Source organism: Actinomadura sp. NEAU-AAG7 (assembly GCF_018603865.1).
In the GTDB taxonomy this organism is placed as follows: domain Bacteria; phylum Actinomycetota; class Actinomycetes; order Streptosporangiales; family Streptosporangiaceae; genus Spirillospora; species Spirillospora litoris.
Genome location: NZ_JAHFZY010000002.1, coordinates 840,717 through 853,224 on the forward strand (window position 1 = coordinate 840,717; position 12,508 = coordinate 853,224).

Genomic DNA, 12,508 nt, shown 5'->3' on the forward strand with positions numbered 1-12,508 from the left:
GTCTTCGGCCGGGCTCGCCGCGGGGTCACGGAGCGGAGAGGGAGTGCTCCATCCGGGTGCGCAGGGCCTGTGCCTTCGGGTCGGTGAAGGAGGCGAGGTGGCGGAGGGCTTCCGCCCAGGTGGCGTGGGCCTCGGGGGTGCGGCGCTGGGAGGTCAGGGTCGTCGCGAGGTTGTCCAGGGCCAGCGACAGGGGCCAGCGGCTGTCGGCGTACCTGCGCAGGGACGCGGCGGCCGCGCGGTGGTAGGTCTCGGAGGTCTCCAGGCGGGACAGGTCGCGGCACGCCTCGCCCGCGACGTCCCGGGCCAGGGCCTCGCGGACGCGGTCCCCCAGCCCGTGTTGCAGCTCCATCGCCCGCTCGCAGTTCGACAGCGAGCCCGGCGCGTCCCCGGCCAGGCGTTGCGCTCTGGCGAGTTCCAGCAGCCAGTAGCCCTCCCACGCGGGGTTGCGGGACGTCCGGGCGATCGCCACGGCGCGGTTCGCCGCGTCCAGTGCGCCCGGGGCGTCCGAGCGGGCTCGGCGGATCATGCTGAGCAGCCGGAGGGCGTTGCCCTCGCCGCCCTGTTCGGCGCGGTCGCGGAACAGGGCGAGGGCGTGCTCCACCATGGCCTCGGCCGCGTCCAGCTCGCCGAGTTCGGCGCGGGCCTCGCCGAGGTTGGCGGCCAGGACGGCCTCCCAGTGCGGGTCGTTCAGCTCCCGGCAGATCTCCGTCCCCCGCTCGAACAGGGCGCGCGCCTCGTCCAGGCGCCGGCTCCGCAGGTGGACGAGCCCCAGGTCGTTGAGTGAGAGCGCCTCGCCTTCGCTGTCGCCGGTCTCGCGGCGGATCGAGAGCGCGGCGCCGTGCGACTCGGCGCCCTTCGCCAGCTCGTGGGACTGGGTGTAGGCCATGCCGAGGCTCTCCAGCAGGTCGGCCTCGCCCCGGCGGTCCCCCGCCGTGCGGGCCGCCTCCAGGCCGATCCGGCTGGTCGTCACCCAGTCCTCGAACGGGTTGAAGCGCATGTAGATGTTGCGCAGGACGACCGACAGCTTCCACGCGTGCTCGGGCAGGCCGCTGTCGGCGGCGGCGCGGGTGGCCGCGACCAGGTTGGCGCGTTCGCGCTCGTACCAGCGCACCGCGCTGTCGTAGGAGTCGAAGGCCAGCGGCTCGACCTCCCGTTCGGCCCGGGGCAGCGGGACGCTCCGCTCCTGCGGGTTGATCCATGTCTGTGCCGCGTCGGCCGTGTAGAGGTACCAGGTCAGCATCCGCCGTACCGCCCGGGTCCGCTCGCCCTGCTCGTCCTGCCGCCTGGATCTGTCCATGGCATAGCTCCGCAGTAACTCGTGGAAGTGGAAGCGGCCCGCCGGACCCGGTTCGAGCAGATGGGCACCGGTGAGCACGTCGAGGGGGTCGCGCACGGCCCCGGGGCCGGCCCCGGCGAGGGCCGCCGCCGCGGGGAGGCCGAAGTCCGGGCCGGGGTGCAGCGACAGCGCCCTGAACAGGCGCGCCGCGTCAGGCGGCAGGCTCCGGTAGGACCAGGTGAACACCGCCTGGATAGCGTCGGTGTCGCCGTCGCTGAGGAGCCCCGAGGTGCCCCTGAGTTCGGCGATCATCTCGCGCAGCGGCGTCCAGGGACGGGCGATGGCGCGCTCGGCGGCGACGCGGAGGGCCAGCGGGAGGCAGGCGCACGACCTGGCGAGTTCGGCCAGGTTCTCCGGCGGGTCGTCGCGGGAGGCGAGCCCGGCCTCCCGCAGCAGCGTGACGGCGTCGGGCTCGGAGAGCAGCCGGAGCGTGATCCGGTCGGCGCCGTCCCTGGAGACGAGGCCCGCGAGCATGCCGCGCCCCGTCACGAGGACGGGGCAGCCCGCCGCGCCGGGGAGCAGCGGCCGCACCTGCGCCGCCGTGGCGGCGTTGTCGAGCACGACCAGCGTCCGCCGGTCGGCGAGGAGGGACCGGTAGAGCGCGGCGCATTCGTCCACGTCCCAGGGGATCGCCTCGCGGGGGACGCCGAGCGCCGAGACGAAGCCCTCCAGGACGCGCAGCGGCGTGACCGGGTCGGCCGCGTCGTGCCCGCGGAGGTTCGCGTAGAGCTGGCCGTCGGGGAAGTGCTCGCGCCTGGTGTGCCCCCAATGGACGATCAGGGACGTCTTGCCCACCCCGGCGGTGCCGACGACCAGGGTGACCGGGTTCCGGCGCCGCTCGGCGAGCGTCCGGTCGAGCTGGTCGAGGTAGGCGGACCGGTCGACGAAGCCGTTCACGTCGCCCGGCAGCTGGCGGGGCAGGGGCGCGCCGCTGTGCGGCCGGTGGAAGTGGACGCCTCCGCCGATGTCGCGCGCCTGCACGACACCGCCGACGTCACCGGCCGACAGCTCGGAGCGGGCGGACGGGTCGTCCACCGCTCACCCGGTGAGCGCGCCCCGGCGGGGCGGCGGCAGGTCGGCGACCCTTCTGCGGAAGAACGGTTCGAGGTCCTCGCCGCGGTCGAAGAGGTCGCGTGTCAGGCGCGTGGCGCTCTCGACGAGATGGGCGATGTGGAACCGGATCGCGCCGTCGAGCGCGCCCTCCTCGTCGTAGCGGATCCGGTAGAGGGTGGACGAGCCGAGCGTCAGGAGCTCCGGCAGGGGGCCGGTGCGTTCGAGCGCGGCGACCGAGCCCGCGTCCACGACCCGGATCCGCTCACCGCACCGCGCGCGCTCCCTGAGCAGGTGCAGCTCCCACTGGAGGTAGGGGGTGATCGGTTCCTCGACCACGCGGACCCGGTAGAGCCCGATGCCCATGCTCCCGGCCCGCGCGGAGAACTCGGCGAGCCATTCGCGCTCCTGCCTGATCAGCCGCAGCGCCGTGCCCCACCGGCCTTGGGCGAAGGCGTCCCAGCTGGGGAAACCGGGCTCGACGAAATGCTGGGCCCGTTCCAGTTTCCAGGAGTCCTCGCCGCCGATGGTCCATTGCCGGACACGGAAATCGGCGCGGTAGTCCTCAAGTGACAGCCGGGTGCCGAGCGAATCATCGAGGCTCGTGATCCTATTCATCGGGAATATCATGCTTCGCCGCGATCAGGGTGCCGCGCGGAAGGATCACGATCCGCTCGTCCGGGGCGACCGAGGCGTCGCCGGGCAGTCTGGAACGGTACGAATCGGTGAGGTCGCGGCCGATCACGGCCACGTCGCCGTTGTCGAGCTCCCAGATGTCGGGGCATCCGTCGCGCCCGCCGGTGATGTCCAGTTCTTTCGCCGATTTCCCTAACCGCCGGACGAACGAGGCGGAAGGATCGGCCTCCCATGATCGGACCATCGGAGCCTCCCCGGAGAATAAGATCAACTGTAAAGTTACCTTACTGTTGAACCATTCGTCAACAGCCCAAACAGGGGACTCGGCGCTATAAATGCAATATACAGCGCAAGTCCGACCGAACTGCCGGGGAATACTGGATCTAGAAGTGATCCAATTCCCGTGGATCAGGGGAAGCGTTCGCGGAGGGCGGGGAGTAGATCGTATTCCGCCCAGGTTCGGAAGTCCTTTTGGTGGTCCGCGCCGGTCTGGCAGAACGAGACGTGGGTGAAACCCGCGTCCGACCACTGCTGGACGGCCTCGATGTAGTCCTCGACGTCGTCGCCGCACGGGACCGCCTTCAGGACGTCCTCCGGACGGACGGTCTCGGAGGCGGCCTCGAAGTTCACCGGCCCCGGGAGTTCGGCCATCACCTTCCAGCCCGGGACGGAGAAGCGCCACATGTGGGCGCGCCGCCTGGCCTCCTCGGGATCGTCGCCGAAGGCGATCGGGATCTGGCCGTAGACCGGCTTGCCCACGCCGGCCTCGTTGTTGAACAGGCGGACGACGTCGCCGAGCGGCTGGTCGGAGATCAGGGCGTCGGCGTGCCGGGCGGCGAGGTGGGCGGAGCGGTGGCCCGAGGCGGCCATGCCGATGCGGACCGGCTCGTCGGGCAGGTCGTAGAGCTTGGCGGAGTCGACGTCGAAGTGCCGGCCGCGGTAGTTGACGTAGTCGCCGCCGAACAGGGCCCGGATGATCTCGACGGCCTCGGCGAACATCTCGTGCCGGACGTCCGCCGAGGGCCAGCCCCGCCCGACGACGTGCTCGTTCAGGTTCTCGCCCGCGCCGAGGCCGAGCGTGAAGCGGCCGTCGGACAGGACGCCCACGGTCGCGGCCTTCTGCGCCACCACGGCCGGGTGGTAGCGCATGATCGGGCAGGTCACGAACGTCATCAGCGGGATGCGGTCGGTCGCCTGGGCCAGGGCGCCGAGCACCGACCAGGTGTAGGCGGAGTGGCCCATCTCCTCCAGCCACGGGAAGTAGTGGTCGGAGATCACCGAGTAGGAGAAGCCCGCGTCCTCGGCCTCGACGAGGTCGGTGACGAGCTGTTTCGGCGGGGTCTGTTCGCAGAGCAGCGTGTATCCGAATTCCATGCTGTCCGCGTACCCGCTGATACGAGGTGAATCGTCAAGACTCGCTCAACGTCACCTGCCGAGGAGGTCCATGATGTCGTCGGCGTGCTCCTCCTCCTCGGCGAGGATCTCCTCCATGATGCGGCGCGTGGTGACGTCGCCGGCCCCGAGCCAGCGGATGATCTCCTGGTAGGACTCGATGACGATGCGCTCGGCGACGAGGTTCTCCTCCAGCATCCCCTTCAGGTCGTCGTCGGAGAAGGTCTCGTAGGTCGTGTGGGAGCGTTCCGCGAGGGTCTTCGGGTCGAAGTCGGGGTCGCCGCCGAGCTGGCTGATGCGCTCGGCGGCGCGCATCGCGTGGCGGCGCTCCTCCTCCGCGTGCTCGTGGAACTCGGCGGCCACCTGCGCGCGGTCGATCCCGGTCGCGCTGATGGCGTGCCGCGAGTAGCGCATCCAGCAGACGATCTCGGTGGCGAGGACGTCGTTGAGGACGCCGACGACCTCGCTCGGGCTCCTGCGGTACCCCTCGGTCAGCGGCCCGTCGTCCATCTTCTGGCGGGCCCGCTGCCGGATCGCCGCCACGTCGATGCTGAAGCTGTCGTCTGCCATGCGCTCCTCCTGTGATCGGTGGCCCTGCGCATCGGTGCCTACCCAATCTGTGAGCGACATGCGTCCGCCGATGAAAACGCCGCAGGCCCCTGGGCGCAAGGGATCGGCACGCGCAGGGCGGCCGACACGACCGGTCGGCGCCGCATTCCAAGCTTGGCCACCATCAGTGACATCTGCTATACGTAGAGCTACTTCGCCTCGACCCGTGGCGAGGTATGGGACATCCGGTATCCACCTTGAGATCCGGGCGTGACAAGGAAGAAAAGGAACCTCATGAAGTCCTTCAGCTACACCGAGCTGGACCTGCTGGCCGGCGAGGTCCTGCCCGAGCGCGCCGTGCTGTCGACCCTCATCGTCGGCGGCGGCAGCGACAACGACAACACCAACACCAACCTCAACGCCGGCGGCCACGGCCACGGCGGCGGCACGACCGCCGTCGTCCCGAACTGCCAGGGCAACATCACCCACTCGCAGGGCGGCCTCGTCGGGGCCCTGGGCCTCAGCTCGGAGAACCCCAACAGCTCGTTCACCTGCGCGGGCAGCTCGGTGGTCTCGGGTCACTGACCCGGCCAGGCATGATCGCGGGCTCGTGCCCGCTTGGGAAGGGCCGGCGTTCTCCCGCCGGCCCTTCCCCCTCTTTCCGGACGACCCGAAAGCGATCACGATGCGTTCCGCACACCCTCTCACCCTCAGTTACGACGACCTCGACCGGCTCGCCCCCGAGGTCCTGCCGGGACGGCTGGCGCTGTCCACCGGCGGGGTCCGCGGCGACGGCGGCTCCGGCGACACGACGGTCGTCTACGCCTGCCAGGCGACCTCCTCCCCGGGCACCAGCGGCCTGCTCGGGACGGGCCTGTTCGCGCAGGCGCCCTACTCCACCCTGACCTGCGTCCCGGCCACCGTCGTCGACCATCACAAATGAGCCGGCCCGCCGCACCGGACGTGGCGGGGGACGAGCCCCCGGCGGCCCTCACCCTGCCGACGCTCGCCGAGGGCACCGAACTCGTCGGCGAGTTCAAGAACTCGGGCTACCGGGAGCAGCCCCACCTGGTCAGCCTGCCCAACCGGCAGCTCGTGCGGCTGCCGCCGGTGCTGTTCCTGGTCGCCAAGGCCCTGCACGAGCACGAGCCCCGGGCGGGCGAGGACGTCCAGGCCGCGCTCGACCGGGTGGCGGTCGCCGTCAGCGCGGCGGCCGGGGCGCGGCTGACCGGCGAGCAGGTCGTCTACCTCGTCGACCGCAAGCTCGCCCCGCTCGGCGTCACCACCTACAGCGACGGCACGCCGCCGCCCGTGGTCAAGGCCGACCCGTTCCTGGCGCTGCGATTCAAGATCGCCGTGTTCCCCGAGTCGGTGACCTGGTTCGTCGGCGGCCTGTTCTGCTGGCTGTTCCGGCCGGTGGCACTGCTGCTCATGATCGCGGCCGTGGTGGCGGGCGAGGCATGGGTGCTGACGACCCGCTCGCTGGCGCTGGCGATGCAGCACACGATCATGAACCCGGTCAGCATTCTGCTGATCATGGGGCTGGGGATCGCGTCGGCGGCCTTCCACGAGATCGGGCACGCCACCGCCTGCCGCTACGGAGGCGTGCGGCCCGGCGTCATGGGCTGCGGCATCTACCTGGTCTGGCCCGCCTTCTACACCGACATCACCGAGTCCTACCGGCTCGGACGCGGCGGACGGCTGCGCGCCGACCTCGCGGGCGTCTACTTCAACGGCATCTTCATCGTCGGGCTGACGCTGCTCTACCTCCAGACGGGGTTCGAGCCGCTGCTGGTCGCCGTCCTGTACGTCAACCTGGAGATCTTCCAGCAGTTGCTGCCGACGCTCCGGTTCGACGGGTACTACATCATGTCGGACCTGATCGGCGTCCCCGACCTGTTCCGCTACATCGGGCCGATCCTGCGCCGCACGCTCCTGCGCCGCCCGGCCGACGCCCGGCTGGACGACCTCAAGCGCTGGCCGCAGTTCTTCGTCGCGCTCTGGGTGCTGACGATCGTGCCGCTGCTGGCGTTCCAGCTCGTGCTCATCGCGACGCAGGTCCCGAACCTGGTCGCCAAGGACTGGTGGATGATGCGGCGGCTCGCGGCCGAGGCGGCGGGGGGCGCCGGGCCGCTCCAGCTGATCACCTCCAGCCTGCAGATCGTGCTGCTCGTGCTGCCGCTGCTCGGCCTGGCGATGATCCTGTTCCAGCTCGCGCGGGGACTGGTGCGGCTCCTCATCCGCTACGTGAACGGGCCCGCGCCCGAACCCGTCCCCGACGCCTGACCTCCCGCCGGAACGCGCCGGGCACCCGCCGAGGTGGGACCCGGCGCGTTCGCGTCCCCCGGGCGGCGCGGGCTCCGGCGGCCCGCGCCTCAGGTCCGGGCCACCCCCTCGACGGCGCTCGCCGGGGGCGCGGGGCCGCGCCACTCCAGGACGAGGACGGTGGCGTCGTCGTCCAGCCGCCCGGCGTGGTGGTCGAGGATGCTGTTGATGAGGCGGCGCAGCGTCTCGGGGACGGGCAGCCCGTCGGCGTTGCGCCGGATGATGAAGTCCACGAAGCGGGCGAGGCCGAACTCGCGCTTGTCGGGGTCGCGCGCCTCGACGATGCCGTCGGTGTAGAGCAGCAGGCGGTCGCCGGGTTCGAGCTGTTCGCGGCACAGCTCCGGTTCCACGCCGAGGCCGGTGCCGAGCGGCGTGGCCGGCGAGCAGTCCAGCGTGGTCACCCAGCGCCCGCCGCGGATCACCACCGGCGGCGGATGCCCGTAGGACACCCAGGTCAGCGTGCCCGTGCCGAGGTCGAGGTCGGCCAGCACGGCGGTGACGAACCGGCCCGACCGGTCCTGTTCGAGCAGGACCTCCTCGATCGCCCGGCCGGCCGCCACGAGGTCGCCGCCCCCGACCCGGCTGTTGCGGCAGGCCGCGACGGCCAGGTTGGACGACAGGCCGGCGGCGGTGTCGTGGCCCATGGCGTCGAAGACGCCGAGGAAGACCCGGTCGCCGGCGAGCGCGTAGTCGAAGGTGTCGCCGCCGAGCCGGTAGGCGGGCTCCAGCGCCGCCCCGATCACGACCCGGTCGGTGGCGAAGGTCAGCGGCGGCATCAGCCGCCACTGCATCTCCGCCGACACCGTCATGTCCTGCCGGCGCACCAGGCGGGAGAGGGAGTCGCTGGCCGGCCCCTTGCTGACGACGATCAGAGCGATCAGCCCGGCCAGGTCCTCGGCGTCCCGCAGCACCGCCTCGTCGTCGCGGGCGGCGGTCACCCGCAGGACGCCGAGCCGCTCGGTGCCGTCGAGGATCGGCACCCAGTGGTGGCGGGCGCGGTCGTCGACGGGCTGCCCGGCCATCGTCTGGACGCTCTGGAACGCGCGCCCGGCGAGCGTCCCGTCGACGCGGATCTCGGCGTCCTCCCCGCCGCGCCCGCCCCCGAGCCCCGCACCGTCCTCGCCCGGCCCGGCCAGCAGCTTCAGGACGTTCTGCTGGAGATCCACCAGGTAGATCAGGACGTCGTCGAGCCCCGCGCGGGCCGCGTGCTCGGCGACCACGACCGGCAACTGCTCCAGAGCGATCAGGTGGCTCGCCGCCACCAGCCTGCTCAGCATTCGCTCCCCGCGCCCCGTGTCCATCGCCGCTCCTCCGTCCCACCGCGCCCTTCCCGGCCTTCTACCCGTGGGGACGGAGGCGTTACCGGCGCTATTTCGGCAGGAGGGCCGCGAAGTCCGGCTTGAGCAGGGCGCGGACGCTCGCATAGGACGCGCCGAAGTCCAGGTTGCCGCAGCCGTCGCTGCCGCCGTGCAGCCACGACAGCCGGAACTCGGCCGGGGTGAGGAACGCGCTCAGGCGGGGCGGGCCGGTCTCCATTCCCTTGATCGTCGTGCCCTCGGAACGTTCCGGGAAGAAGTCGGCCCGCTTGAACCCCCCGTCGGAGTTGCAGTCGGTCCACTTGCGGTCGTGGCCGTTGTCGCGCTGCGTGAAGATCGTCTGGAGCCGCGCGATGCCCGCCGCCGTCAGCGTCTCGGGACGGAAGACGTCGGTGGCGGTGAGCCGCTTGCCGGTGCGCAGGTCGACGGTGACGACCTCGCCGCCGACCGCGCCGTCCGCCTGCTTGCACCAGTCCGACTGCATGAAGTACCGGACGGACACGAACCGCGGCCCTTGCAGCCCCGCCCGCGCGCTCGTGAAGACCGTGACGGGTACGCCCCGGCATCTGCCCTGGTCGTAGTTGCCCCTGCCGATCGTGATGAGCCGGTCGAGGGGCGCGCGGAGCTCCTGGTTGACGCGCTTCTCCAGCGCGGGGTCGCCGAGCCCGGTGACCGTGGCGTACCGCGCGTCCCGGATCTGGAGCCCGCCGACCGTCTGGGTCTGGGACGCGAGCCGGACGGAGGCGAGGGGTTCGGGCTCCTGCTTGTCGGAGCCCTTCGTCGCGTAGACCGCGACGGTCGCGGACGTGGCGACGACGGCGACGCCCGCCACCGCGATCGCGCCCTTCCCGGCGGCGGTGGCGAGAAAGCCCTTGCTCACGCTCGCCCCGGCGGTCCCGGCCGAGCCGAGACCGCTGCCCCCCGCGGCCGACCCGGCGGCCGTTCCCGCGCCCGCGGTACCGGCGGCGGCGCCCGCCGCGCCCGGGGCGACGGCCAGCGCGCCGAGCGGGAACAGCGCGGCGAGGCCGACCGCCGCGGCGGCCAGGGCGCGGACGCCCCGCCGCTCCCAGTCCGGCCCGTACGCGGCGGCGGCCGCCGCCTCCAGCCGGGAGACGAACGCCGCCGCGCCGGGCGGGCGCTCCTGCGGGGCCTTCGCCATCCCCTCGGCGACGAGCGGGCGCAGCGCCTCGGGCATGTCCTCGACATCGGGCGCGGCGGTCAGGTGCTGGTTCATCAGCGCGGCCCGCCCGTCCGCCCGGAACGGCCGCCGACCCGTCACGCACTCGACGAAAACGCAGGTCGCGGCGTAGACGTCGGTGGCCGGGGTGGCGGGCTCGCCGCGCCACTGCTCGGGCGACATGTAGGCGGGCGTCCCGGCGAACGAGCCCTGCCCGGACAGGACGGCGACGCCGAAGTCGACGAGCTTGCTCAGCCCGTCCGCCTGGACGACGACGTTCGCGGGCTTGTAGTCGCGATGGACGACGCCGACCGAGTGCGCCGCCGCGAGCCCGAGCAGCGAGCCCTTCAGCACCAGCAGCGCCGCCTCGGGCTCCAGCCTCCCGTTCTCGGCCAGCACGTCCTTCAGCGACGCGCCGTTGACGGCCTCCATCACGATGGCCGCGCCGTGCTCGCTCTCGGTGAAGCGGTACAGGCGCGCGACATAGGGGCTGGTCAGCCGACCGAGCATCTGCGCCTCGGCCCGCAGGCTCGTGAGCGCGGACTCGTCCCCGCGCGCCAGGTACTTGATCGCCACGGGGGTGCGGGACCCGGCGTGGTGGGCGAGGACGACCCGTCCCTGCGCACCACGCCCGAGTTCCCGCGCCTCGATGAACTCCGCCAGCCGCCAGTCCGCCACGCGTTCCCCTTGCTCGTCCCTGTGGTCAGGCATTCCACCAGAGGGTGACGCCGCCGCGTAAGGGAAGGTTCACGGTGAATCATCCGTGGTCACGCGGCGGGGTGGGGAGCCGGGCCGGCGGCGGGGGCCCGGCGGTGGCCGCCCGCGCGGCGCCCGGAAGGTGATGTGGGACACATAACGGGGCTCGGCGCGGCACACGGGAAGTCGGCCGGAACGTGCTAACTCACAGGTCACGGGCGCGGGTTATCGTTTTTCGCTGAGAGTAGCCCGAAACGCGGTCGTGAATTGCAGCGAGACCTGTGCTAAAACCCGAATGGGGTCGGCTCACTCGGAAGGAACCTCATGGCCGCGGCGGACACTCACACGGTCGATCAGGTGGTCAACACGGAGGGTTATCCACTGGAGGACCCGGGCGGCGAGGGATGGCGCGGCGTCGTTTCCCGCGTCCGGGACGACCTGGCGAAATCCGGATGCAGCGTGCTCACCGATTTCATCCACCCATCTTTGCGCGAGGCGCTCCGGGAGGAGTGCGCGGCGATCGCGCCGCAATCCCATGACGGCGTCGAGACCGTCAACGCCTACAACATCGACACAAGCTCCCCGCTGCCGGATGACCATCCGGCGCGCATCACCGTCCAGCGCGGTAATTCATTTGTCGCGCGGGACCGGATTCCCACCGCCCACCTCATTCACCGGCTGTATTCGAACGGCCTGTTCCAGCATTTCGTCGCGAGCTGCTTCGGGCTGCCCCGGGTGCACGAACTCGGCGACCCGCTGTCGGGGCTGTGCCTCAACGTCGTCCGGCCCGGGATGGAGCACCCGTGGCATTTCGACACCAACGAGTTCACGGTGTCGCTGCTGACGCAGGAGCCGGAGGGCGGCGGCGTGTTCGAGTACTGCCCGAACATCAGGTCCGCGCGGGAGGAGAACTTCGACGCCGTCCGGAGCGTGCTGACCGGCGACGGCGCGGGGCTCGTCCGGCGGCTCACGCTGAACCCCGGGGACCTCCAGTTGTTCAAGGGCCGCTATTCGCTGCACCGCGTGACCCCGGTCCTCGGGGAGCGGGAGCGGCACACGGCGATCCTCGCCTACAGCGAGCGCCCGGGGGTCGTCGGCAGCGTGGCGCGGACGCGGCAACTCTTCGGGCGCGTGCTGCCCGAGCACCTGGCGGCGGAGGGACGCGCCGTACGGGTCGACCGGCTACTGGATTAGGAGGACCGCCATCGTGCGCGTCGACACGTCCGGGAAGATCTCGCTCGACCACATCTACACGCGGCCGGATCCGCGTGCCTTCTTCGGTACTCTCCGCGAACTCGACTATTACATACCGGAGTTGGCCAAACCACACTTCAAGGGACTTATCGCCGAATACCGCCGAACGCGGGGCATCGCGGCCCCGACCGTTCTCGACATCGGCTGCTCCTACGGAATCAATGCCGCACTGCTGAAGTATGGCGCCACGATGGGCGAGCTGTACGATCGGTATAGCGGCGGCGATGTCCACGGGCACTCGCGCGCCTCCCTGCTGGCCCGAGATCGGGAGTCGATCCGTTCCGGTGAACCCGCTGAACCCGTCCGCTTCCTCGGTCTGGACGCCTCCGACAACGCGCTTTCCTACGCGCTCGACGCCGGTTATCTCGACGGCGCCCTGCACGCCGACCTGGAGAACGCCGACCCCACCGAGGAGCAGCGCGAGCGGCTCGCCGAGACCGATATCGCCATCTCCACCGGCTGCCTCGGATATGTCACCGAGAAAACGATCATGCGGATCGTGGCGGCGGGCGGCGGACGGCCGCCGTGGATGGCGCATTTCGTGCTGCGGATGTTCCCGTTCGACACGGTCGCGGACCGGCTCGCCGAGGCCGGGTACCGCACCGTCCGGCACGCCGGGCTGTTCCGGCAGCGCCGGTTCGCGACCCCGCAGGAGCGCGACCTCATCCTGGACCGGCTGTCGGACGTCGGCGTCGACCCGACCGGACTGGAGACCTCGGGCTGGCTCTACGCCCAGCTCTACGTCTCCCGCCCCCTGTGAAGCGCCCCCGCGTGAAG

Annotated in this window: 12 protein-coding genes; 5 read left to right on the top strand and 7 right to left on the bottom strand. The window is 71.5% G+C overall.

What is annotated here, in order from left to right; genetic code table 11:
- Positions 1-25: 25 nt before the first annotated feature.
- From KLI87_RS13120 to KLI87_RS13140, 5 genes are all read right to left on the bottom strand, one after another.
- Positions 26-2,371, bottom strand: coding sequence for a tetratricopeptide repeat protein (locus KLI87_RS13120; protein WP_214617143.1), 2,346 nt, complete (start codon positions 2,369-2,371; stop codon positions 26-28).
- A 3-nt stretch (positions 2,372-2,374) separates the two neighbouring features.
- Entirely contained in the window at positions 2,375-3,004 is a 630-nt protein-coding gene (locus KLI87_RS13125; RefSeq protein ID WP_156216127.1) for a DUF6879 family protein, read from the bottom strand.
- On the bottom strand, positions 2,997-3,266 hold the full coding sequence (locus tag KLI87_RS13130; RefSeq protein ID WP_214617144.1) for a hypothetical protein: 270 nt from the start codon (positions 3,264-3,266) through the stop codon (positions 2,997-2,999). The genes KLI87_RS13125 and KLI87_RS13130 overlap by 8 nt, the downstream gene beginning before the upstream one ends.
- Before the next feature lie 164 nt (positions 3,267-3,430).
- Entirely contained in the window at positions 3,431-4,396 is a 966-nt protein-coding gene (locus KLI87_RS13135) for a TIGR03557 family F420-dependent LLM class oxidoreductase (protein WP_214617145.1), read from the bottom strand.
- A 51-nt stretch (positions 4,397-4,447) separates the two neighbouring features.
- Positions 4,448-4,984 carry a ferritin-like domain-containing protein gene (locus KLI87_RS13140; RefSeq protein WP_156216124.1) on the bottom strand — a complete coding sequence of 179 codons (537 nt, stop codon included), beginning with the start codon at positions 4,982-4,984 and terminating at the stop codon, positions 4,448-4,450.
- Positions 4,985-5,257: 273 nt separating this feature from the next.
- Here KLI87_RS13140 and KLI87_RS13145 point away from each other — a divergent pair, with 273 nt between their 5' ends.
- The 3 genes from KLI87_RS13145 to KLI87_RS13155 all read left to right on the top strand — a co-directional run bounded on the left by KLI87_RS13145 (position 5,258) and on the right by KLI87_RS13155 (position 7,249).
- On the top strand, positions 5,258-5,548 hold the full coding sequence (locus KLI87_RS13145; protein WP_156216123.1) for a hypothetical protein: 291 nt from the start codon (positions 5,258-5,260) through the stop codon (positions 5,546-5,548).
- A gap of 100 nt (positions 5,549-5,648) precedes the next feature.
- Entirely contained in the window at positions 5,649-5,906 is a 258-nt protein-coding gene (locus KLI87_RS13150; protein WP_156216122.1) for a hypothetical protein, read from the top strand.
- Positions 5,903-7,249: a hypothetical protein gene (locus tag KLI87_RS13155; protein ID WP_156216121.1), complete on the top strand. Its 1,347-nt coding sequence runs from the start codon at positions 5,903-5,905 to the stop codon at positions 7,247-7,249. Before KLI87_RS13150 ends, KLI87_RS13155 begins: the two co-directional genes overlap by 4 nt.
- Positions 7,250-7,338: 89 nt before the next feature.
- On the opposite strand, the gene KLI87_RS13160 is transcribed toward KLI87_RS13155, so the two are convergent.
- Complete coding sequence (locus tag KLI87_RS13160; protein ID WP_214617146.1) at positions 7,339-8,589, bottom strand: PP2C family protein-serine/threonine phosphatase; 1,251 nt, start codon at positions 8,587-8,589, stop codon at positions 7,339-7,341.
- Between the two features lie 67 nt (positions 8,590-8,656).
- On the bottom strand, positions 8,657-10,492 hold the full coding sequence (locus KLI87_RS13165) for a serine/threonine-protein kinase (protein WP_214617147.1): 1,836 nt from the start codon (positions 10,490-10,492) through the stop codon (positions 8,657-8,659).
- 342 nt (positions 10,493-10,834) lie between these two features.
- Between KLI87_RS13165 and KLI87_RS13170 the strand changes: the two genes are divergently transcribed.
- Both KLI87_RS13170 and KLI87_RS13175 read left to right on the top strand, forming a co-directional pair.
- Positions 10,835-11,671, top strand: a complete 837-nt coding sequence (locus KLI87_RS13170; RefSeq protein ID WP_308165989.1) for an arpA protein — start codon at positions 10,835-10,837, stop codon at positions 11,669-11,671.
- A 13-nt stretch (positions 11,672-11,684) separates the two neighbouring features.
- Positions 11,685-12,491: a class I SAM-dependent methyltransferase gene (locus KLI87_RS13175; protein ID WP_214617149.1), complete on the top strand. Its 807-nt coding sequence runs from the start codon at positions 11,685-11,687 to the stop codon at positions 12,489-12,491.
- Positions 12,492-12,508 lie beyond the last annotated feature (17 nt).